This is a genomic window from Micromonospora sp. NPDC007208, assembly GCF_042869175.1.
In the GTDB taxonomy this organism is placed as follows: Bacteria; Actinomycetota; Actinomycetes; order Mycobacteriales; family Micromonosporaceae; genus Micromonospora; species Micromonospora foliorum.
The window spans coordinates 239,828-261,073 of the sequence record NZ_JBIAFG010000007.1; the positions used below are offsets into that span (position 1 = coordinate 239,828).

21 protein-coding genes are annotated in these 21,246 nt (G+C 70.9%); 7 read left to right on the plus strand and 14 right to left on the minus strand.

All coding sequences use genetic code 11. From position 1 onward, the window contains the following. From ACFYL6_RS17260 to hrcA, 3 genes are all read right to left on the minus strand, one after another. The gene (locus ACFYL6_RS17260) at positions 1-735 is read right to left on the minus strand and encodes a 16S rRNA (uracil(1498)-N(3))-methyltransferase (RefSeq protein ID WP_387172138.1); all 735 of its coding nucleotides are present in this window, start codon (positions 733-735) and stop codon (positions 1-3) included. A 1-nt stretch (position 736) separates the two neighbouring features. Continuing rightward, on the minus strand, positions 737-1,882 hold the full coding sequence (gene dnaJ / locus ACFYL6_RS17265; RefSeq protein ID WP_181518639.1) for a molecular chaperone DnaJ: 1,146 nt from the start codon (positions 1,880-1,882) through the stop codon (positions 737-739). A gap of 75 nt (positions 1,883-1,957) precedes the next feature. Further along, positions 1,958-2,980, minus strand: coding sequence for a heat-inducible transcriptional repressor HrcA (gene hrcA, locus ACFYL6_RS17270; protein WP_091409786.1), 1,023 nt, complete (start codon positions 2,978-2,980; stop codon positions 1,958-1,960). 225 nt (positions 2,981-3,205) lie between these two features. Between hrcA and ACFYL6_RS17275 the strand changes: the two genes are divergently transcribed. Further along, entirely contained in the window at positions 3,206-3,832 is a 627-nt protein-coding gene (locus ACFYL6_RS17275) for a DUF4870 domain-containing protein (protein WP_387172140.1), read from the plus strand. Between the two features lie 66 nt (positions 3,833-3,898). Here the strand turns inward: ACFYL6_RS17275 and hemW are convergent, their stop codons facing one another. Further along, a complete protein-coding gene (hemW, locus tag ACFYL6_RS17280; protein WP_387172264.1) occupies positions 3,899-5,122 on the minus strand; it encodes a radical SAM family heme chaperone HemW in 1,224 nt (407 codons plus the stop codon). 19 nt (positions 5,123-5,141) lie between these two features. On the opposite strand from hemW, the gene ACFYL6_RS17285 reads away from it, so the two are divergent. Next, positions 5,142-5,930, plus strand: coding sequence for an enoyl-CoA hydratase-related protein (locus tag ACFYL6_RS17285; protein WP_387172142.1), 789 nt, complete (start codon positions 5,142-5,144; stop codon positions 5,928-5,930). A 42-nt stretch (positions 5,931-5,972) separates the two neighbouring features. Here the strand turns inward: ACFYL6_RS17285 and ACFYL6_RS17290 are convergent, their stop codons facing one another. After that, positions 5,973-6,737 (minus strand): SDR family NAD(P)-dependent oxidoreductase, encoded by a 765-nt coding sequence (locus ACFYL6_RS17290; protein ID WP_387172144.1) that lies wholly within the window; start codon positions 6,735-6,737, stop codon positions 5,973-5,975. Positions 6,738-7,053: 316 nt separating this feature from the next. Here ACFYL6_RS17290 and ACFYL6_RS17295 point away from each other — a divergent pair, with 316 nt between their 5' ends. The 3 genes from ACFYL6_RS17295 to ACFYL6_RS17305 all read left to right on the plus strand — a co-directional run bounded on the left by ACFYL6_RS17295 (position 7,054) and on the right by ACFYL6_RS17305 (position 10,409). Further along, positions 7,054-7,914 (plus strand): hypothetical protein, encoded by an 861-nt coding sequence (locus ACFYL6_RS17295; protein WP_387172146.1) that lies wholly within the window; start codon positions 7,054-7,056, stop codon positions 7,912-7,914. Positions 7,915-8,135: 221 nt separating this feature from the next. Further along, complete coding sequence (locus tag ACFYL6_RS17300) at positions 8,136-9,038, plus strand: phytanoyl-CoA dioxygenase family protein (RefSeq protein ID WP_091409805.1); 903 nt, start codon at positions 8,136-8,138, stop codon at positions 9,036-9,038. A gap of 183 nt (positions 9,039-9,221) precedes the next feature. After that, a complete protein-coding gene (locus tag ACFYL6_RS17305; RefSeq protein ID WP_387172148.1) occupies positions 9,222-10,409 on the plus strand; it encodes a low temperature requirement protein A in 1,188 nt (395 codons plus the stop codon). A gap of 16 nt (positions 10,410-10,425) precedes the next feature. On the opposite strand, the gene ACFYL6_RS17310 is transcribed toward ACFYL6_RS17305, so the two are convergent. From ACFYL6_RS17310 to ACFYL6_RS17350, 9 genes are all read right to left on the minus strand, one after another. Next, positions 10,426-11,619 carry a low temperature requirement protein A gene (locus ACFYL6_RS17310; protein WP_387172150.1) on the minus strand — a complete coding sequence of 398 codons (1,194 nt, stop codon included), beginning with the start codon at positions 11,617-11,619 and terminating at the stop codon, positions 10,426-10,428. A gap of 144 nt (positions 11,620-11,763) precedes the next feature. Continuing rightward, positions 11,764-12,405, minus strand: coding sequence for an MOSC domain-containing protein (locus ACFYL6_RS17315; protein ID WP_387172152.1), 642 nt, complete (start codon positions 12,403-12,405; stop codon positions 11,764-11,766). Between the two features lie 85 nt (positions 12,406-12,490). After that, on the minus strand, positions 12,491-13,321 hold the full coding sequence (locus tag ACFYL6_RS17320) for a carbohydrate ABC transporter permease (protein WP_387172154.1): 831 nt from the start codon (positions 13,319-13,321) through the stop codon (positions 12,491-12,493). Then, positions 13,318-14,304 (minus strand): carbohydrate ABC transporter permease, encoded by a 987-nt coding sequence (locus ACFYL6_RS17325; protein WP_387172155.1) that lies wholly within the window; start codon positions 14,302-14,304, stop codon positions 13,318-13,320. Before ACFYL6_RS17325 ends, ACFYL6_RS17320 begins: the two co-directional genes overlap by 4 nt. Continuing rightward, positions 14,301-15,587, minus strand: a complete 1,287-nt coding sequence (locus tag ACFYL6_RS17330; protein WP_387172157.1) for a sugar ABC transporter substrate-binding protein — start codon at positions 15,585-15,587, stop codon at positions 14,301-14,303. The genes ACFYL6_RS17325 and ACFYL6_RS17330 overlap by 4 nt, the downstream gene beginning before the upstream one ends. A 251-nt stretch (positions 15,588-15,838) precedes the next feature. Beyond that, complete coding sequence (locus ACFYL6_RS17335; protein WP_179780540.1) at positions 15,839-16,123, minus strand: GlsB/YeaQ/YmgE family stress response membrane protein; 285 nt, start codon at positions 16,121-16,123, stop codon at positions 15,839-15,841. A 300-nt stretch (positions 16,124-16,423) separates the two neighbouring features. Then, a complete protein-coding gene (locus ACFYL6_RS17340; RefSeq protein WP_124820451.1) occupies positions 16,424-16,708 on the minus strand; it encodes a GlsB/YeaQ/YmgE family stress response membrane protein in 285 nt (94 codons plus the stop codon). Between the two features lie 346 nt (positions 16,709-17,054). Continuing rightward, positions 17,055-18,932 carry a translation elongation factor 4 gene (gene lepA, locus ACFYL6_RS17345; RefSeq protein ID WP_112620143.1) on the minus strand — a complete coding sequence of 626 codons (1,878 nt, stop codon included), beginning with the start codon at positions 18,930-18,932 and terminating at the stop codon, positions 17,055-17,057. Between the two features lie 116 nt (positions 18,933-19,048). Then, positions 19,049-19,585 carry a DUF4240 domain-containing protein gene (locus ACFYL6_RS17350; protein ID WP_387172159.1) on the minus strand — a complete coding sequence of 179 codons (537 nt, stop codon included), beginning with the start codon at positions 19,583-19,585 and terminating at the stop codon, positions 19,049-19,051. A gap of 61 nt (positions 19,586-19,646) precedes the next feature. Between ACFYL6_RS17350 and ACFYL6_RS17355 the strand changes: the two genes are divergently transcribed. Both ACFYL6_RS17355 and rpsT read left to right on the plus strand, forming a co-directional pair. Then, entirely contained in the window at positions 19,647-20,633 is a 987-nt protein-coding gene (locus ACFYL6_RS17355) for a phosphotransferase family protein (protein ID WP_387172160.1), read from the plus strand. A 261-nt stretch (positions 20,634-20,894) separates the two neighbouring features. Further along, positions 20,895-21,161: a 30S ribosomal protein S20 gene (gene rpsT / locus ACFYL6_RS17360; protein WP_030491765.1), complete on the plus strand. Its 267-nt coding sequence runs from the start codon at positions 20,895-20,897 to the stop codon at positions 21,159-21,161. The last annotated feature ends 85 nt before the right edge of the window (positions 21,162-21,246 follow it).

A 21,246-nucleotide genomic window follows, 5' to 3' on the forward strand; every position in this document is an offset into this window, starting at 1 on the left:
TTACCAGCGGCCGAGGCGGGTGGCGAGCACGCTGAGGGCCGCCACCCCGGCGGTGGAGGTGCGCAGCACGGCCGGCCCGAGGCGTACGGGTCGCCCGCCGGCCTCGGCGAAGGCGGTCAGCTCGGCCGGGGCGATGCCGCCCTCCGGGCCGACGACCAGGACGATCTCACCGGTGGAGGGCAGCTCGGCGGTGGTGAGCCGGTCCTCGGCCTCCTCGTGCAGCACGAACCCGGCGGCGGCACCGGCGATCCGGCGGGCCACCGTGGCGGTGGACTCGTCGGGCGCACCGGCCACCACCGGCAGCCACGGCCGGCGGGCCTGCTTGGCAGCCTCCCGGGCGGTGGCCACCCACTTCTCCCGGGCGCGTACGCCCCGGTCGCCGCGCCACTGGGTCACCGAGCGCGAGGCGGCCCAGGGCACGATCTCGTCCACCCCGACCTCGGTCATCGCCTGCACGGCCAGCTCGCCCCGGTCGCCCTTGGCGATGCCCTGCACGACCGCGATCCGGGGGACCGGCGCGTCCGCGTACCCCCGGGAGGTGATGGTGACCTCCAGGCTGCCCCGGCCGACGGCCGTGACCACGGCGGCGGCCGTGCCACCCCGCCCGTCGGCGAGCAGCAGCTCCTCGCCGACGCGCAGTCGTTGCACGGTGGCGGCGTGGTGCCCCTCCGGGCCGTCCAGGGTCAGCGCGTCGCCGGTGGGCAGCGCCTCGACCAGGAACAGCGGTGCGGACACCTCAGGCGTGCCCGTTGAACGCGTCGCGCATCCGGGAGAAGAAGCCGCCCTGCTTGGATAACTCGGCGACCTCCTCACCACGGGTCTTGGCGAAGTCGCGCAGCATCTTCTCCTGGTCCGGGTCGAGCTTGGTCGGCGTCCGCACGTCCAGGTGCACGTAGAGGTCGCCCCGGCCGGTGCCGCGCAGGTGCGGCACGCCCCGGGCGCGCAGTCGCAGCGTGCTGGCCGGCTGGGTGCCGGCCTTGACGTCGACGGTCTCCTCGCTGTCCAGCGTCTTGATGGTCAGCCGGGTGCCCAGCGCCGCCGCCGTCATCGGCACGGTGACCCGGCAGTGCAGGTCGTCGCCCTTGCGGGAGTACACGTCGTGCGGGCGCTCGTGGATCTCCACGTAGAGGTCACCGGCGGTGCCGCCGCCGGGGCCCACCTCGCCCTGCTGGGCCAGCCGGATCCGCATGCCGTCCTCGACGCCGGCCGGGATCTTGACGGTCAGCGAGCGGCGGGTCCGCACCCGGCCGTCGCCGGCGCAGGTGGGGCAGGGGTGCGGGATGGTGGTGCCGTAGCCCTGGCACACGGTGCACGGCCGGGCGGAGACCACCTGGCCGAGGAAGGTGCGCTGCACCGACTGCACCTCGCCCCGACCGCCGCACGCCTCGCAGGTCGCCAGGTGCGTGCCGGCGGCCGTGCCGGCGCCGGAGCAGGTGGTGCAGAGCACTGCGGTGTCGACGGTGATCGGGGCCTCGACGCCGAACGCCGTCTCGTGCAGGTCGAGTTCGAGCCGCAGGATCGCGTCCGCGCCCGGGCGGGTACGCGGCCGTGGGCCACGGGCGCCACCGCCCGCGCCGCCGAAGAACGCGTCCATGATGTCCTGGAAACCGACGAACGGGCCGGCGCCTCCGGGGCCGCCCGGGCCCCCGGCGCCGCCGCCACCCGGGGCGAGCGGGTCGCCACCCAGGTCGACGATCTGCCGCTTCCGGTCGTCCGAGAGGACCTCGTACGCGGCGTTGATGTCCTTGAACTTCTCCTGAGCCTCCGGGTCCGGATTGACGTCCGGGTGGAACTGGCGCGCCAGCTTGCGGTAGGCGCGCTTGATCTCGTCATCGGAGGCTTCCCGGCTCACACCGAGAATGCCGTAGTAGTCCCTGGCCACTGCGTTCCGTGTCCTCATGTTCGTCTCGCGTTGCGCCGGTCGGCGGCCGCAGCCGGCCGCGTCGGCCCTGACCAATCAGTTCTGGGCCAGCAACTCGCCCACGTAGCGTGCCACGGCGCGCACCGTGGCGATGTTGCCGGGGTAGTCCATCCGGGTGGGCCCCAGCACCCCCAGGCCGCCCACGATGGTGGTGCCCGGGCCGTACCCGGTGCTGACCACCGAGGCGGCGCGCAGGTTGTCGAACTCGTTCTCGTCGCCGATCAGCACCCGGGTCGTGCTCGGCTCGGTCTCACCGATGAGCTTGAGCAGCACGACCTCCTCCTCCAGCGCCTCGAGGATCGGCCGCAGCGAGCCCTGGAAGTCGAGTAGGCCGCCCCGGGTGAGGTTCGCGGTGCCGGCGAGCGCGATCCGTTCCTCGTGCCGTTCGACAAGCGTCTCCAGCAGGACGGTGGCGAGCGTGGTCATGGTCGGACGTAGCCCGGTCGGCGCTTCCTCCACCAGCGCCTGCACCAGCGGTGGCGTCTCGGACAGCCGGGCGTTGGCGAGCTTCTCGTTGATCAGTCGGCGCAGGTCGGTGACGTCGTCGGCGGGCACCGGCCCGGGCAGCTCCACGAGTCGCTGCTCCACCCGCCCGGTGTCGGCGATCATGACGAGCATCAGCCGGGTGGTGGAGATCGGCACCAGCTCCAGGTGACGCACCGAGGAGCGGGCCAGGCTCGGGTACTGCACGACGGCGACCTGCCGGGTCAGTTGGGCGAGCAACCGCACCGTGCGGTGCACCACGTCGTCGAGGTCGACCGCGCCGACCAGGAAGCGCTCGATGGCCCGGCGCTCGGCCGGGCTGAGCGGCTTGACCCGGGACAACCGGTCGACGAAGAGGCGGTAGCCGCGGTCGGTGGGCACCCGGCCGGCACTGGTGTGCGGCTGCCGGATGTAGCCCTCCTCCTCCAGCACGGCCATGTCGTTGCGGACCGTGGCCGGGGAGACCCCGAGCTGGTGCCGCTCGACCAGCGCCTTGCTGCCGACCGGCTCCTGGGTGGAGACGTAGTCCTCGACGATGGCGCGGAGCACGGCGAGTTTCCGGTCGTCGAGACCCATCCTCCGCACCTCCTGTCGCACGTCGGCCGCCGGCCCTGCGGGCCGGCCGGGCCGTCCTGGCACTCGACTGTAACGAGTGCCAGTCTACGTCGGCGGGCCCGCCGACGCGATGATCAACGGCCACCCGTCGGTGCGGCCCGCGCCACCCCGCTGGGCCGATCGGCCCGCACCGCCAGGCGGTGTCGCTCTGGTGCGGCGTTGCCACCGGCCCCTACCGTGACATCCATGACTGAACCTCCTCGCCCTCCCGGATCGGGCGACTCCGGCAACTACCCGCCGGAGCCCACCTCGCCGGGCCCGTTCCCGTCGGCCGAGCCACCCACCGCACCACTGTCCGGGGCGCCCGGCCCGGCCGGGTATCCCCCGGCCGGTGGCTATCCACCGCCCACCGGTGACCAACCGCCGTCGGGCGGCTACCCTCCGGCAGGCGGCTATCCCCCGCCCGGGGGCTATCCGCCACCCGGCGGCTACCCGGCCGGTGGGGCCTACGGCGGCCCCGGCGGCGGCTACGCCAACAACGAGGACAAGACCTGGGCGCTGGTCGCGCACTTCGGCGGCGCCCTCGGCGCGCTGGTCAGCTTCGGTCCGCTGGGCTTCGTCGCCCCGCTCATCGCCTACCTGGCCCGGGGCCAGCAGTCGCCGACCGTGCGGGCGCACGCCCTCGCCGCCCTGAACTTCCAGATCCTCTGGTCGATCATCGCGTTCGTGCTGCTCTTCGTGAGCTGGTGCCTGCTCTTCCTGCCCAGCATCGCCGTCGTGGTGATCCAGATCCTGTTCGGGATCATCGCCGGCATCAAGGCCAACGAGGGCACCCCGTACCGCTACCCGATGACTGCCAACTTCATCAAGTGAACCGGGCCGGCCGCTCCCCCGGCCGGTCCGGACCACCGCCGCCCCCGTCCAGGGGCGGCGGGCCGCTCAGGGCAGCAGATCGCGGACGACGGCGTCGGCGAGCAACCGCCCGCGCAGGGTGAGCACCGCCCGGCCGGCGGCGTACTCGTCGGCGGCCAGCAGGCCGCCGGCCAGCGCCCGCTCGGCGCCGGCCCGGCCGGTGGCGTCGAGCACCGCCAGCGGGAGGCCGCTGGCCAGCCGCAGCCGGAGCATCACGTCCTCCATGTGCGCCTCGTCGACCGTGAGCACCTCCCGGGCCAGACCGGGAGACGCGCCGGCGGCCAGCCGCTGGGCGTACGCCGAGGGGTGTTTGACGTTCCACCAGCGCACCCCGCCGACGTGGCTGTGCGCCCCCGGCCCCAGCCCCCACCAGTCCGCGCCGGTCCAGTAGAGCAGGTTGTGCCGGCAGCGGGCCTCCTCGGTGCGGGCCCAGTTGGAGACCTCGTACCAGGAGAGCCCGGCCGCGTCGAGCGCGGCCTCCGCAGCCAGGTAGCGGTCCGCGGCCACGTCGTCACTGGGGTACGCCAGCTCGCCGCGCCGCATCCGGGCGGCGAGCCGGGTGCCGTCCTCGACGATCAGGGCGTACGCGCTGACGTGGTCCACGCCGGCGGCGACGACCTGCTCCAGCGAGGCGGCGAAGTCCTCCGCCCGCTCCCCCGGGGTGCCGTAGATCAGGTCCAGGTTGACGTGCTCGAACCCGGCGTCGCGCGCCTCCAGGGCGGCGGCGGTGGCCCGGCCGGCGCTGTGTTTGCGGTCCAGGATCGCCAGCACCCCCGGGGAGGCGGACTGCATGCCCAGCGAGACCCGGGTGTAGCCGGCGGCCCGCAGCAGCTTCAACGATTCCGGGGTGACCGACTCCGGGTTGGCCTCGGTGGTCACCTCGGCGTCGGCGGCCAGCCCCCAGGTGCGGTCGATGCCGTCGAGGATGCGGGCCAGGTCGTCGGCGGGGAGCAGGGTGGGCGTGCCGCCGCCGACGAAGACGGTGTCGACCCGAGGTGGCGGGCTGTCGCCGAGCACCCGGGCGGCGAGCGTCAGCTCGGCCAGGACGGTGTCGGCGTACCCCTCGCGGCTGGCGCCGCCGCCCAACTCGGACGCCGTGTAGGTGTTGAAGTCGCAGTAGCCGCAGCGGCTGGCGCAGAACGGCACGTGCACGTACACGCCGAAGCCGCGCGCGCCGACCGACGTGGTGGCGGTGGCGGGCAACGATCCGTCGACGGGGACGGTCTCACCATCTGGAAGGACGCCGGGCATGGCCACTAGTGTGCCCGGCATGACCTCTCCCGACGTCCTCGTGCGGGTCGCCACGGCCCGTGGGGTGACCACCCTCACCCTGGACAGCCCGCACAACCGCAACGCGCTCTCCACCGGCCTGATGACCCAGCTGCTGGCCGGGCTGGCGGACGCGGTCGCCGACGAGGCGGTCCGAGTGATCGTGCTAAACCACACCGGCCCGGTCTTCTGCTCGGGCGCGGACCTGAAGGAGACCGCCGCGGCGTACGCCAGCGGGACGGTGCCGGCCGGCATGCTGGGCGACGTGCTCGCGGCGCTCTGGGAGTGCCCGAAGCCGGTGCTGGCCCGGGTCGGCGGGCCGGCGCGGGCCGGTGGGCTGGGCCTGGTCGCCGCCGCCGACCTGGCGGTCTGCGCCGACGAGGCGACGTTCGCGTTCACCGAGGTACGCATCGGGGTGATCCCGGCGGTGATCTCGGCGACCGTGCTGCCCCGGCTGCACCCCCGCGCCGCCGCCGAGCTGTACCTGACCGGGGACACCTTCGACGGCCGCCGGGCCGCCGAGATCGGCCTGGTCACGGCCTCGGTTCCGGCGGACGGGCTGGACGACGCGGTACGGGGCTACTGCGACTCGCTGGTGCGCGGCGCGCCCGGGGCGCTGGCCGGCGCGAAGGAGCTGCTGCGCCGACCGGGCAGCGCCGAGTTGCGCGCCGACCTGGCCCGGCTCTCGGCCGTCTCGACCGGCTACTTCCTCTCCGACGAGGGGCGCGAGGGGGTCACCGCGTTCCGCGAACGTCGACCGGCGCGCTGGGTGCCCGCCCTCGACGACTGACGGTCGGGGCGCCACCGGGAGCGGCGGCGCCCCAAGGTCGGGTTACCAGGCGGTCGCGCCGCCGTCGACCGGGTAGTTCGCCCCGGTGATGTACGACGCCCGGTCGGACGCGAGGAAGACCACCAGCTCGACGACCTCCTCGGGGCGCGCGAAGCGCTTGAGCAGCGTCTTGGCGGTGATGGCGTCCCGCGCCTCCTGGTTGTCACCGAGGTCGCGTTCGCTGGCTGGGGTGAGGGTGGGCCCGGGGCTGATCGCCACCGCGCGGATCCCGTGCGGCGCGCCTTCGAGCGCGAGCTGTCGCGTCATGCCGATGATGCCGGCGTTCGCGGCGGTGTGACCGACCATCGGCGGGACGTGGCCGCCGATCATCCCGGCCATGGAGGCGGCGCTGATGATGACACCCCCGCCGCGTTGGACCAGGTGCGGCCAGGCGAACTTCGACACGAAGTACGGGATGTCGAGTTCCCCGGTAATGGTGTAGCGCCAGTCCTGCACCGAGAAGTCGGGCATCGGGCCGAAGCGGAGCGCGGCCGCGTTGTTGTAGACCACGTCGAGCCCGCCATAGGCGGCGGCAGCGTCGTCGACGAGCTTCCGTACCTGCTCGGGGTCGGTGAGGTCGACCGGCGCGATGCCGGTCATCTCGCCGCCGGCGGTGCGGACGAGCTCGACCGTCTCGTCGTTACCGGCGACCTGGAGGTCGGCCCCGACGACCTTCGCGCCCTCGCGCGCGAAGGTCAGCGCCGCCACGCGACCCAGACCACCGCCGGTGCCGGTGATCAGTACGACCTTGCCATCGAGCGTTCCCATGGAACTCCTCCTCGTTCGGCGACCGACGCGCCCGGGTATGGGTGGTAGGTCGGATTGACATGTCAACTAAAGTCCTTGACAGGTCAATCGCTTCCCGATTTCGCATACCCGGTGACACGCACAACAGCCCACCGCGACGGGGTGACCGAACGACCCGGCAGGTGAGATCCCGACCGGAGCGGGAACGTCGCCAACCGGTACGCGACATCGGAGCCGACCCCGAACCGGTCGGAGCCGACCAGGTCAGGCCCAAACCGCTCGGACGACCCGGGAAGGGCCGGCGGGGACGTACGCTTGTCAGACTGTCGATCTGGGGGTGTGGGTGCGAACTCGGGCAACCGTGGCGGGTGGAGTGGTGCTCATCCTCGTCGCCGTGATCGCTGTCTGGCTCGTCGTACGGCAGGTCGGCGACAACCTCACGTTGCCGCTGATGGCACGGAAGTGCACCGTGCAGGCCGACGGACGGGTCGCGTTGGACGCCGACCAGATGGCCAACGCGGCGACCATCGCGGCGATCGGCGCGAAGCGCGGCATGCCCGAGCGGGCCGTCGTGGTCGCGCTCGCCACCGCGTACCAGGAGTCCGGGCTGCGCAACCTCGCCGACGGCGACCGCGACTCGGTTGGCCTGTTCCAGCAGCGACCGAGCCAGGGTTGGGGCACTCCGGCGCAGATCCGCGACCCGCGCTACGCGGCCAACCGGTTCTACGCCTCCCTCAAGAAGGTGCGCGGCTGGGAGAAGATGCGCGTCACCGACGCCGCCCAGCGGGTGCAGCGCTCGGCGTTCCCCGAGGCGTACCAGAAGTGGGCCGACGACTCCGAGGTGCTCAGCCGAGCCCTGCTCGGCGACGCAAGCGGCGCGGTCGCCTGCACGGTGGGGCGTACCCCGGCGATGCACGGCGCGGCGGCTGCCGCGCAACTGACCCGCAACCTCGTGCTGGACTGGGGGTTGGAGGGCACCGACCCGACCGACCCGACCGGGCTGGCGGTGACTCCGGGCGACCAACGCGACGGCTGGCGGTACGCGCACTGGCTGGTGTCGCACGCCCAGGACCACGGGGTGAAGCGGGTCCGCTTCGGCGACCTGGAGTGGACCGCCCGCGACGGCTCGTGGGGCCGGGTGGACGGCCGACAGAGCCCCGCCGGCCAGGTGGTGGCCGAGGTGTTCAACGAGGGTTGACCGACCCGGATCTCTTAACCGGCAGTCACCGCACAAACCGGCAATGTGCGTTAAATCGCGCTATTGATCGCTCAGATCTCACTCTGTGCGCTTCTCCCGCTGCGTGGGGTCCCACGGCGGCCCAATCCCGCACCACACCCTCCCCGACGCCGGGGCCACCGCGTTACGATCGGCGGCCTGTGCCAGAAATGGTTTCACCTCATGGGGAGGGGTACGACGCGGTGTTCGATTACGGCGACCGGACCGGTTACGAACCGATCAGCGACACTGACCGCAAGGAGTTCCACGAGCAGGGCTTCCTCCTGCTGCGCAACGTCCTGACGGAGGACCACCGGGCGGCGCTGGAGGCGGCGGTCGACCGCGTCTACGCGGAGGAGCAGGCGAAGGGCACCACCAAGAAGGACGGCACCCTGCACCTGCTGGGCTTCCTGGAGCGCGACGAGCTCTTCGGTGAGCTGCTGACCCACCCGATCGCCTTCCCGTACATGTGGGGGCTGGCCGGCTGGAACATCTACACCCACCACAACCACCTGGACGTCACCCCGCCGGCCGCCGAGCCGGAGAAGCCGTACTGGGGTTGGCACCAGGACGGGTACCGGCAGAACTCCGACCCGGAGACGATGGACCCGAACCTGCCTCGGCCGATGTTCTCGCTGAAGGTCGCGTACGTGCTGTCGGACCTCTCCGAGACCGGCCGCGGCGCCACCAAGGTCATCCCGGGCAGCCATCTCAAGAACTCGCTGCCCCGGCCGGCGGACCTCACCGTGCAGAACCCCGACCCGGAGGGCACGGTGGAGATCACCGCCAACCCGGGCGACGCCTTCATCTTCGACCGCCGGCAGTGGCACTCGCGGTCGACGAACCTGTCGACGATCACCCGCAAGATGCTCTTCGTCGGCTACACCTACCGGTGGATCCGTCCGCTGGACGAGCTGCACCCCGACGTGAACGGCGAGTGGTACCGCAACCGCACCCCCGTGCAGCGCCAGCTGATCGGCGAGGGCACCCACACCGCCAACTACTGGGGCATCAACTGGGACGGGTACGTCGACGACGAGATCCCGCTGCGCAAGGAGCTCAAGGAGCGCGGTCTGCTCGACCGCAACATCCCCTGGCTCCGCTGACTTCTGCTCGTCGGACGGCCCCCTGCCAACGCTCAGCGATGGCAGGGGGCCGTTCCACGTCCACCCGCTGAGCGAGTGCGTTCCGGCTCACCGGCCACCGTACGGTCGGTAGCGTGGCGGGTGCGCGGGGTCGGGGCGCAGCGCCCCCGCCCAGGGCGCGGGGTGGCACAGGAGGCAGCCGCAGTGACGTCCGCTCCGCTTCCCCGGATCCTCCGCCGCCGCGGCGAGCCGGAGTACCCGACGTTCCTGGAACTCTTCTTCGACCTGGTCTACATCTTCATGTTCTCCCGGCTCGCCGCCAGCCTGGCCGAGAACCTCACCCTTCGGGGCGCGGCGCAGACCGCCGTCCTGCTGCTGGCCGCCTGGTGGGTCTGGGTGCTGACCGCCTGGCTCACCGACCTGTTCAACCCCCGCCTGCCGATCATCCAGGCGACCACCCTGCTGGTCATGCTCGGCACCCTGCTGATGGCGATCGCGACGCCGTTCGCCTTCGGTCGGTACGGGTGGCTCTTCGTCGCGGCGTACTTCGGCATTCACCTGGTCCGGGACGCCGTCCTGATCCCCGGCACCCGGGTGAACCGTCCGATCCAGGCCAGGAGCATCCGGGTGTTCTTCTGGTTCGGCATCACCGTGACGCCCTGGGTGGCCGGCGTGTTCGTGGACGAGAACGCTCGACTGGCGCTCTGGTCGCTCGCGGTGGCGGTCGACCTCGGCTCAGCCCGGATCGGCTGGCCGACGCCAGGGCTGGGGCGTACCGAGCTCGCCAGCCAGATCTTCACAGGGGTGCACCTCTCCGAGCGGCACCGGGCGATCTTCATCGTCGCGCTCGGCGAGTTGATCCTGAACACCGGCACGGGGCTGGCCGGCAGCGGATTCACGGCCGGCGCGGTGGCCACCGGCGCGGTCGCGTTCCTCAGCGCGGTCCTCCTGTTCCAGCTCTACTTCCAGCGGGTCCAGCGGATCCTGGCGCCACCGACCGTCGCGACTGTGGAACGGGTCCGCTCCGGCACCTCCACCTCGTACACCCATCTGGTCATGGTCGCCGGGGTGGTGCTGGTCTCGACCGGCACGTCGCTGGTCATCGACCGGCCGTTCGGCCGCGCCCCGGTCGAGCTGATGGTCGCCATCCTCGGCGGACCGCTCCTGTTCCTGCTCGGCACCGTCCTGTTCGATGCCGTGGTGACCGGCCGGATCCTCTGGTCCCGGGTGCTGGCGATCGTGGTGTTGGGTGCCCTGATGGCACCCGCCACTTTCCTACTTCCGCCCCTGGCCGCCCTGATGCTGGCGAACATGGTCCTGCTGACCACCCTGGTCGGCGAAGGGCTGGCCGCGCGCGGTCGCCCGGTCGGGGCCGCCGCGCCAGCACGATGAGGGGCCGCCGTACGAGTCAGCGCATCGTCGGCGGTGCCGGCGTACGCGCGTGTCGCCTGGTGCTCACCAGGTTCGCCGCGGCGATCAGCGCCAGCACGGTCATTGCGAGCAGCGCGACAAGCAGCGGCGGCAGCAGGGGCGTGGCCGGCGCCACGCACGCCAACAGCACCAGCCCGGCCGACCGGGACCGCGAGATCCGCCCGAACACGGTGAAGTCGAGTACGCCCCGTCCGACCAGGTACAACGCCGGGCCACCGAGGATGACCGCAGCCCACGACGGCGGGGTCTCACCCCACGGGCGGACCACCACGAGGTGACTGGTGACCGCCGCGCCGACGATTCCGGCCACCATGATCAGATGGGTGACCGCCGCGGACTGGATGAGCAGCGCCGGGTTGGACGACCGGGCGATCGCCTCGGTCAGCAGCTCACCGGCCCGGTAGATGTAGATCCGCCACATCAGCACCACGGTGGTGAACACCACGAGCAGTGCCCAGGCCCGTTCCATCGTGTACTCGCTCATGCTGAAGGTCGTTCCGGTCACGAAGATCGAGACACCGAGCGCGACGATGACGAACTGCCGGTAACGCTCGGCCACCCGTTCTCCGGCCAGCCGCCAGTCGCGCGCTCGTGAGTGCCCGATCCTGGGCACCGGCCAGCCGAACCCGGCTGCCGAGTATTCGACGACGACCGTGAGCGCCCAGATCGGCAACTGGCCCGAACCGCCGACGACCGCCCCACCGATCCAGCCGACACCGGCGACGCCCTCCCAGATCTGGATCCGGATGATGCTGGGAAGCAGGGTCCTGCCAGGGGCGACAAGGGAGTAGTAGACGGAGGTGCTGGCGTGGATGAGCACGTACGTGACCGCGAAGAGCACCGCGTGATCGCCGTACGCATCGGCCGCGGCCGCGGCCAACAGCAGGCTGACCGCCGCCACCCAGATGAGCTGCCCCTGCCCGGACGGGCGTTCCAGGTCGAGGCTGTCCGCCCCCCACACGGTCAGCGCCCAGATCATCGTGAACGCGAGCAGCAGCACCAGCGTCTCGGCGCCGCCGGTCCAGGTCAGGTTCTCGGCCAACGTGGTCGCCAAGGTGACCAGCGCGAAGACGTAGACCAGGTCGAAGAAGAGTTCCAGGAACGCCGGACGCTTGAAGTCCGGATCGGTGGGTGACGCCGCCGGGGCACCGCCCTCCGTTGCCATCGACATCGCGCTCCACCCGGTCCCCCGCCGCAGGCCCTCGATGGGGACAATACGGGCAACCGTCCGCCGTTGGTCCCGTCCTCCGGTTCTTGTCGGCTGCCAGCTACCCCGACCCGGGCAGGATGGCCGCGTGTCGGCGCGACAGCGCGGTCAGCCGCGGGAGGCGAGGCGGCGGCGGGCCTTCTCTCGGATCGGCTCCGGCAGATCCTCGGCGTCGAGCAGCCGAGGCAACAACTCCGGCTCCAGGCTGGTCGCCCGGAACACCTCACCGATGGTCACACCGTGCGCCGGCCGGTCCACCACCTCGACCGGGTCGCCCGCGCCGACCTCCCCCTCGCGCAGCACCCGAAGGTAGGCGCCGGGCGAGGCCCGGACGGTGAACCGCTTGATCAGATCCGGTACGCCCCAGAACCCGGCGAACGTGGTGCAGGGGGTGCGCGGCTTGGTGACCTGAAGCAGGGCGGAACCGACCTGCCACTGCTCACCGATCACCGCACCCGTCACGTCGACCGCGTAGGTGGTCAGGTTCTCGCCGAAGCCGCCGGGCGATATGGCGCGGCCCAGTTCGGCCACCCACCAGGCGGCGTCCTCCTCCGCATAGGCGTAGACGGCCTGGTCAGGGCCACCGTGATGGGCCCGCTCGCCGATGAAGTCGCCCGCCAGGCCGCCGGTGAGCAGCGGAACCGGGCCGTCCACCGGCCGCTTGTCGATGCCGCTGCGACCGCTCGCGTCGCCGGCCCACCCCGCCTCGGTCACGATGCCGAGGTTCACCGCTGCCACCCTGCCCGTCATGACCGTCAGCCTAGTGGCGGTCCGACGCCGGCCAACCCTCCCGGGGCGGGGGCCCAGCGCCGGCGTCGGCCCCCGCGGCGCGGCGTCAGCCCTTGACGGCGCCGGCCACCAGGCCGGAGACCATCCGACGCTGCACCAGCAGGAAGAAGATGATGACCGGCAGGGTGAACAGGGTGGACGCGGCCATCACCGGCCCCCAGTTGGTGTCGTCCCGACCGAAGAAGAAGGTCATCGCCACCGGCAGGGTGTAGCTGCCCTGGTCGTTGATGAACGTCAACGCGAAGATCAGCTCGTTCCACGCCGTGATGAAGGAGAAGATGCTGGTTGCCACCAGGCCGGGCGCGACCAGCGGGAAGAGCACCCGGCGGAAGGTCTGGGCCCGGCTGGCCCCGTCGATCGCCGCCGCCTCCTCCAGTTCCTTCGGCACCGCGGCGACGAAGCCGCGCAGCATCCAGACCGCGAACGGCAGCGAGAAACCGAGGTACGTGAGGATCAGGCTGGGCAGGGTGTTGTAGAGCCCCAGCCGCTGGATCATCAGGAACAGCGGGATGACCAACGCCTCCAGCGGGATCATCTGCACCACCAGCAGCATGATCAGGAAGCTGGTCCGCAGCTTGAAGCGGAACCGCGCCACCGCCGTCGCCGCCAGCAGGGCCACCAGTCCACTGAGCACCACAGTGGAGACGGCGACCAGCGCGCTGTTGAGGAAGAAGTCGAGGAAGCTGACGCCGGGGATCAGGTTGCCGGTCAGGATCTCCCGGTAGTGCGCCAACGTCGGATGGGTCGGCACCGGCTGCGGGGTGGCCGAGAAGATCTCGTTGCTCGGCTTCAGCGAGGTGGAGATCATCCAGTAGACCGGGAACGCCGCGAAGAGCGCGACCAGCAGCCCGGCGCCGTTGAGGGCTACCTTCTTCACGACTCGTCCTCCTGCCTGAGCACCATCCGTACGTAGAAGCCGGTGACCACCAGCAGGATCAGCGTCAGGATCACCGCGATGGCCGCGCCGAGTCCGTACTTCGGCGGCGGAGAGAAGGCTTCGGCGTACGAGTAGATGGCGAGCATGAACGTCGGCCGGTCCTGGGTGCCGCCGGCCAGCACGAACTGCTGGGTGAAGACCTTGAAGTCCCAGATCGTGGAGAGCACGATCAGGATCCCGAAGACCGGGCGCAGCAACGGGAAGGTGATCTTCCAGAAGACCCGCCACGGGCTGGCGCCGTCCACCCGGGCCGCCTCGTGCAGCTCACTCGGCACGCTCTTGAGACCCGCCAGCACGCTCACCGCGATGAACGGGAACGAGTGCCAGACCACGACCAGGGTGAGGATGGCGAAGAAGAGCAGTGGCGAGTTGAACCACCCGTAACCGGTCCAGTCGCTGCGCCCGAACAGGCTGTTCGAGAGCCCGTCCGGCAACGCGTTGAACAGCCAGGTGACCAGGCCGCTCGTGTCGTCGAAGATCCATTTCCAGACGATGGTGCCGGTCAACGCCGGCGTGGCCCAGGCGAGCATCACGCAGCTCGCCACGAACGTCGCCATCTTGCGCCCGAGCCGGTTGAGCAGCAGCCCCACCAGGGTGCCGAGCACCATGGTGAGCAACACGTTGGCCGCGGCGAACAGAACCGTGTTGCGCAGCACGGTCAGGAAGAACGGGTCGGAGAGGATGTCGGTGTAGTTGCCGAGCCCCACCCACGGCCACTCCCGATCGCCGCGCAGTTGCCGGACGCTGTTCAGGCGGTAGAAGGACATCACCACGACCTGGCCGAGCGGCCAGAGCAGCAACACCCCGATGATCAGCAGTGCGGGCAGGAGCAGCAGGTAGGGCAGGCGGTCCACCCGGCGACGCCGCCGCGCGGGGGTCTCCCGCGCGGCGGCCGCCTCGGCGCTCTTGGTCAGTAAGCTCACTTGCTGTTCAAGATGCCTTCCATCTCAGCGGCCGCGTCGGCGGTAGCCTTCTCGACCGTCTTCTGACCCTTCATGACCGAGCTGTTCATCGCCTGGGTCACCGTCTTGGTCCGGCTGACCTCCACCCACTTCGGGGTGAGCGGCGTGAGCTTGGTGTTCTGCATGGTGGTGGCGAACGACGCCATCACCTTGTCGTTCGCGTACGCGTCACCGGAGACCAGGTCCTGGTAGACCGGGAAGAAGCCGAGGCTGCTCGCGAAGCTCTGCGCGTTCTTCTTGTTCAGCAGCACGGTCAGGTAGTCCCAGGCCAGGTCCTGCCGCTCGCTGTCCTTCCAGATCGCCACGTCCGAGCCGCCCGCGAAACCGGGCGCCGCCTTGCCGTCCGGGCCGGGGATCGGGAACGTACCCCAGACCTTCTCGATCTCGGGGTTGTCCTTCTTGATGGCGCCCTGCTGCCAGCTACCGGCGAAGGCCATCGCGGCCTTGCCGGTGGCGAACTGGGTACGCGCGTCGATCTCGTTCCAACCCGCCGCGGCCGGCGGGGCGACCTTGTGCACGGTCACCAGGTCGGTCCAGAACTTGACGGCCCGCTGCGCCTCGGGCGTGGTGTAGCCGGACTTCCAGGTGCCGCCCTGGTTGCTGGCGATCTCGCCGCCCGCACCCCAGAGGAAGGAGTAGAAGGGCAGCTCGGAGTTGCCGGGAAGCGCGATGCCGTAGGTGCCCTTCTTCTTCGCCTGCACGGCCTTGGCCACCGTGACCAGGTCGTCCCAGGTCTTCGGGGGCTGCACGCCGGCCTCGGCGAACCAGTCGGTGCGGTAGTAGATGGCCCGCACACCCGCGTACCAGGGCACGCCGTACTGCTTGCCGTCGAGCTGCGCGTTGCGCACCAGGTCGGGCAGCAGATCCTTGCCGTCGGCCCAGCCGCCCATCCGACCACTCACGTCGGCGAGCGCCTCCTGGGCGGCCCAACCCTGAGTCTCGGTGTTGCCCAGCTCGGTGATGTCCGGACCCTCACCCCCGGCGAGCGCGGCCTGGAACTTCTTGGGCGCCTCCAGCCAGGGGATGTACTGCACGACCACGTCGGTGTCGGGGTGCTTCTGGCGGAACTCGGTCTCGACCCCGTCGAGGAAGGAGTTCTGTGCGTCCCCGCCCTCACCCATCATCCAGACCGTGAGCTTGCTGTCGTCGGCCGCGTCGTCGCCGGAGCCTCCACAGCCGGTCAGCACCATCGCGGCCGAGGCCACCATGGCGGTGACCGGGGCCAGCCGCTTCCACCTGTTCACGCCACTTCTCCCCTCGCGCCACTTGGAACTAACCTTCTCCGCCGCACCCTAGTACGGAGAATTCCTTTACGACAGTGGGCGGAACTGGCCGAAGCGTGGCGACCGTACCGCAACGGCCCGACGACCGGCGCTCCGGCATCGGGCCAAAGTCGGGCACTTCAGCACGAAAGAGCGCCCGGCTCTTGGCCGGGCGCTCTTTCCAGTCGTGCTGTCCTACCAGTGGTGCTGTGTCGCCAGATGATGCCGGGTCGTTATCGGGTGACGCTGCGGCGGCGACCCACACCGGCCACCAGCGCGACAGCGATCGCGGCCACCACGACCTGCACCAGCAGCTCGCCCCAGTCGACACCGTTCGTCTCGGTCGCGATGCCGATGGCCCGCGCCAGGACCGTGCCCAGCAGCGCAGCGCCGACACCGATCAGCAGGTGCAGCCAGATCGGCATGTTCTGCCGGCCCGGGACGACCAGGCGGCCGAGCGCGCCGACGATGAGACCAACAACGATCGCAGTGATGATGCCCCACACGGTGAGCTCCACGGCCACCCTCCTTCAAAGAATGTCTGACACACGATGTGTGTGCTTCCTGTCGTGACCGTTAATTGCCCGACCCACCTAAATTCCAAACCGACTTCGCTCACGAAACGATCACGACTTGGCCGACAAGAACACGTTCCACCGCAGCCCACCGGCCGCTGAGCCGCCGAGCGCGCACCCATCGAGGCGGCCTGGAACGAGTGGAACGCGGCGGTGGCCGTCGCGGTGGGCGGAACGCCGATGGGCGCCCGACCTGTCGGTCGGGCGCCCATCGGCGGTGGTACGGGTTGGTGCGCGGTGCTGTTACCGGGTCACGCGGCGGCGGCCACCCACACCGGCCACCAGCGCGACAGCGATCGCGGCCACCACGACCTGGACCAGCAGCTCGCCCCAGTCGACACCGTTCGTCTCGGTCGCGATGCCGATGGCCCGCGCCAGGACGGTGCCCAGCAGGGCCGCGCCGATACCGATCAGCATGTGCAGCCAGATCGGCATGTTCTGCCGGCCCGGGACGACCAGACGGCCGAGCGCGCCGACGATGAGACCAACAACGATCGCAGTGATGATGCCCCACACGGTGAACTCCACGGTCGCCCTCCTTCTAAAGAATGTCTGACACACGAGGTGTGTGTGCTTCCTGTCGTGACCGCTAAGTGCCCGACCCACCGAAAGCCCAAACCGACTCACCGCAAAGGACAACGTGAGTCGTCAATGCTCCAGCGGTGCGTCGGTTGGCGCATGAGGACGTCCACACAGGTGGGAGGCCATCTCGTCGACCCGCCGACCGCACGACAGCGACAGAAAAATTCTCCAGGCCCGGCGGTCGTCTCGCCGCAGCGCAGCGCTCAGCCGCCAATCGCGCGAGCACCCGGGACGCCGGGAAACGCGACGCGCCCGGGCGCGGTTGGCACCCGGGCGCGTACGGCGTCGCGACCTACTTCTTGCCGGCGGCCTTGCCGTCGCCGGAGTCGGAGGAGAGGGCGGCGATGAAGGCCTCCTGCGGCACCTCGACCCGGCCGACCATCTTCATCCGCTTCTTGCCTTCCTTCTGCTTCTCCAGCAGCTTGCGCTTGCGGCTGATGTCGCCGCCGTAGCACTTGGCGAGAACGTCCTTGCGGATCGCCCGGATGGTTTCCCGGGCGATGACCCGGCTGCCGATGGCCGCCTGGATCGGCACCTCGAACTGCTGGCGCGGGATCAGGGTGCGCAGCTTGGCGGCGATGGTGACGCCGTAGTTGTACGCCTTGTCCTTGTGCACGATGGCGCTGAACGCGTCCACCGGCTCGCCGTGCAGCAGGATGTCCACCTTCACCAGGTCGGACGCCTGCTCACCGGAGGGCTCGTAGTCGAGCGAGGCGTAGCCCTTCGTACGGCTCTTCAGCTGGTCGAAGAAGTCGTAGATGATCTCCGCGAGGGGCAGCGTGTAGCGCAGCTCCACCCGGTCGGCGGAGAGGTAGTCCATGCCCAGCAGGGTGCCGCGCCGGCCCTGGCAGAGCTCCATGACCGCGCCCACGTAGTCGTTCGGCGTCAACACGGTGGCCCGGACCACGGGCTCGTACACCTCGGCGATCTTGCCGGTGGGGTACTCGCTCGGGTTGGTGACGACGATCTCCTCGCCGTCGTCCGTGATCGCCCGGTAGACGACGTTGGGCGCGGTGGAGATCAGGTCGAGGTTGTACTCGCGCTCCAGCCGTTCCCGGATGATCTCCAGGTGGAGCAGGCCGAGGAAGCCGCAGCGGAAGCCGAAGCCGAGCGCGCCGGAAGTTTCCGGCTCGTAGTCCAGGGCGGCGTCGTTGAGCTTGAGCTTGTCCAACGCCTCGCGCAGGTTCGGGTAGTCGGACCCGTCGATCGGGTAGAGGCCGGAGTAGACCATCGGCTTCGGGTCCTTGTAGCCACCCAACGCCTCGGCCGCCGGCCGACTGTTGATGGTGACCGTGTCACCGACCCGGGACTGCCGCACGTCCTTCACACCGGTGATCAGGTAGCCGACCTCGCCGACGCCGAGCGCCTCGGCCTTGACCATCTCGGGCGAGATGACGCCGATCTCCAGCAGCTCGTGCACCGCGCCGGTGGACATCATCTTGATCCGGTCGCGAGCGCTGATCCGGCCGTCGATGACCCGGACGTACGTGACGACACCGCGGTAGACGTCGTACACCGAATCGAAGATCATCGCCCGGGCGGGCGCCACGGCGTCACCGACCGGTGGGATGAACTGCCGGACGATCTCGTCGAGCAGGTACGGGACGCCCTCGCCGGTCTTGCCGGAGACCCGGATGCAGTCGGCGGGGTCGCCACCGATGAGGTGGGCCAACTCCTCGGCGTACTTCTCCGGCTGCGCGGCCGGCAGGTCGATCTTGTTGAGCACCGGGATGATGCGCAGGTCGTTCTCGAGAGCCAGGTAGAGGTTGGCCAGGGTCTGCGCCTCGATGCCCTGCGCGGCGTCGACCAGCAGCACGGCACCCTCGCAGGCGGCCAGCGACCGGGACACCTCGTAGGTGAAGTCCACGTGCCCCGGGGTGTCGATCATGTTGAGCACCGCGTGCTCACCGGCCCGCTCACCCTCGCGGATGGTCCACGGCATGCGGACGGCCTGGCTCTTGATGGTGATGCCGCGCTCGCGCTCGATGTCCATCCGGTCCAGGTACTGCGCGCGCATCTGCCGCGGGTCGACCACGCCGGTGAGCTGCAACATCCGGTCGGCCAGGGTCGACTTCCCGTGGTCGATGTGGGCGATGATGCCGAAGTTCCGGATGCGACCGGGGTCGGTGGCACCAGGGGCGTTCGCGCCGGGATCGAGCTTCGGTGGCACAGCGGTCCGTTCTGGTCGGCTGACGTGAACAGGCCGGCGCGCCGCCGACCCCCTCTATGTTCCCACGCCGCCGGGGTGCGCCCGCTGCGCGGGCGATGGATCGACCCGAGGACCCCTCACTCCATCGGCGGCTCGACGAAGAGCGCGGCCAGCCGGGGCAGCCGCCGACGCGCCTCGTCCTCGTCGTCGAAGTCCCAGAAGTCGTTGAGGTCCGGCGTCCGCACCGGGTCGCGGTCCGCCGGCAGTTCGGTCGCGGTGGCCTTGCGGTACGCGTCCCAGGGCACCGAGAGCATCTGCTCGGCGGAGAACTCCTCGCCGCTGAGCGAGGCCGCCCGCACCTGGGGCAGTTCGGCCAGCGAGTCCGGTTCGGTGACCGCGCGGGCGAAGACGGCACGACCCTGGGTCATCAGCCAACCCCGGAAGTGTTCGAAGCCGTCCGCCGAGGCGCCACCGTTGATCAGGTACGCCGCACCCCACAGGTCCGCCTTGTGCGAGGCGGCCAGCACCCGCGTCTGGTGCCGCGCGTACCCGATGATGTCCTCCGGGTCGCGCGCGGCGAGCAGCGCGACGGCCCGCGCGGCGACCGGGCCGGGCTCACCCCCGCCGCCAGCCCGCGCCTCGTCGATCAGCTGCCAGAAGTCCTCGGTCCTCATGGCTTGGCAGTCTGGCAGTGTCGCCGTGCGTCGCGCACGTACCCCGGGGCAGCATGGTGGGATGTCTGCTCCCCTGCTGCCGCCGGTGCCGTACCACGCGAGCGCCCTGCGCCCGTCCTGGCCGGCGTTGCCGGCGGCGCTGCGGGCCGCGGTCGCGGAACGGCTCGGCGCGCCGGTGGTCACCGCCCGGGTCGCGGGCGCGGGCTTCACCCGGGGGTTCGCCGCCGTGCTCGACACCGCCGACGGTGGTCGGGCCTTCGTCAAGGCCGCACCCGCCGCCGAGCAACCGCATCTGGTCGACTGGTACGCCCGAGAGGCCGCGATCCTCGATCGGCTGCCGGTGGACCTGCCGGCGCCCCGCCCCCGGTGGACCCTCTCCGCGGCCGGGTGGTTCGTGCTGTGCACCGACGCCGTCGACGGGCACACCCCGCGCCTGCCCTGGGTGCCCGCCGAGCTGGACGCCACCCTCGCCGGGTACGCGCAGGTCGCCGCCGCCCTGGCCGACCCGCCGGCCGAGCTGACCGGGCTGGGTTTGCCGCACCTGGCCGACCTGGCCCGGTCGGACATCCTCTGGTGGGAGGAGGTCGCCGCCGGTCGCGAGCCCACCCCACCACTGCCCGCGCCGCTGCTGGACCGGCTGCCCGAGCTGGTGGAGCTGGAGTCCCTCCTCCCCCGGTACGCCGCCGGGGCGACCGGCCTGATCCACGGCGACCTGCGGGTCGACAACGTGCTGATCGACTCGGACGGCGGCGCCTGGTTCTGCGACTGGACCTGGGTCTGCTCCGGTCCGGCCTGGTTCGACCTGGCCGGCCTGCTGCTCACCGCGTACGCCAGCGGGCTGGACGCGGACCGGCTCTTCGCCGCGCACCCGGCCACCGTCGGCGCTCCCCCGGACGCGCTGGACGCGACACTGGCCGCGTTGGCCGGCTACTACCTCACCGGCGCCGCGGCGGCACCGCCGACGGCCTCGCCGCACCTGCCCGCCCACCAGCGATGGAGCGGCGAACAGTCGCTCGACTGGCTGGCCCGCCGCCAGGGCTGGCAGTGACGCGGACCGGCCTGGGGGCGGGCTGGGGCGGGGCTGGGACGGTGGCGCGGACCGGCCTGCCGCCGAGGCTGGCGGTGAGGCGCCGCTGTGGCCGAGGGCGTAACCTGGTCCCCGACGGGCCGGGTCCGTCCGCGCGAAGGCCGAGCCGTTTTGGCTCGTCCCGGGCGACCTGGTAACCTGGCTCTTCGCGCAGCGATGACGCATGTTCGTCATCACGCGCAATAAGCTGACCAACCCGAGCTATCAAGACGAGGCTGTCGCGTGGCGAACATCAAGTCCCAGATCAAGCGCAACCGGCAGAACGAGAAGGCCCGGCTGCGCAACAAGTCGGTCAAGTCGTCGCTGAAGACCGCCGTCCGGAAGTTCCACGAGGCTGCCGAGGCCGGTGACGTCGAGAAGGCGACCGCGCTCATGCTGGACGCCTCTCGCAAGCTGGACAAGGCCGTCAGCAAGGGCGTGATCCACTCCAACCAGGCCGCGAACCGCAAGTCCGCGATCGCGAAGCGCGTGGTGTCGCTCTCCGCCTGACGACTTCACCGTCAGACTGATTCGGAAAACCCCGGGCCCCGGCCCGGGGTTTCCGTGTGTCCAGAGGCCGGCCGGGTTCCTCCGG

What these genes read in the sequence shown, in the direction of transcription:
- hemW (WP_387172264.1), bottom strand. Translation starts at nt 5,122, where the DNA reads ATGCCCGGCGTCCTTCCAGATGGTGAGACCGTCCCCGTCGACGGATCG.
- ACFYL6_RS17285 (WP_387172142.1), top strand. Translation starts at nt 5,142, where the DNA reads ATGACCTCTCCCGACGTCCTCGTGCGGGTCGCCACGGCCCGTGGGGTG.
- ACFYL6_RS17275 (WP_387172140.1), top strand. Translation starts at nt 3,206, where the DNA reads ATGACTGAACCTCCTCGCCCTCCCGGATCGGGCGACTCCGGCAACTAC.
- ACFYL6_RS17355 (WP_387172160.1), top strand. Translation starts at nt 19,647, where the DNA reads ATGTCTGCTCCCCTGCTGCCGCCGGTGCCGTACCACGCGAGCGCCCTG.
- ACFYL6_RS17350 (WP_387172159.1), bottom strand. Translation starts at nt 19,585, where the DNA reads ATGAGGACCGAGGACTTCTGGCAGCTGATCGACGAGGCGCGGGCTGGC.
- ACFYL6_RS17315 (WP_387172152.1), bottom strand. Translation starts at nt 12,405, where the DNA reads ATGACGGGCAGGGTGGCAGCGGTGAACCTCGGCATCGTGACCGAGGCG.
- ACFYL6_RS17310 (WP_387172150.1), bottom strand. Translation starts at nt 11,619, where the DNA reads ATGTCGATGGCAACGGAGGGCGGTGCCCCGGCGGCGTCACCCACCGAT.
- hrcA (WP_091409786.1), bottom strand. Translation starts at nt 2,980, where the DNA reads ATGGGTCTCGACGACCGGAAACTCGCCGTGCTCCGCGCCATCGTCGAG.
- ACFYL6_RS17290 (WP_387172144.1), bottom strand. Translation starts at nt 6,737, where the DNA reads ATGGGAACGCTCGATGGCAAGGTCGTACTGATCACCGGCACCGGCGGT.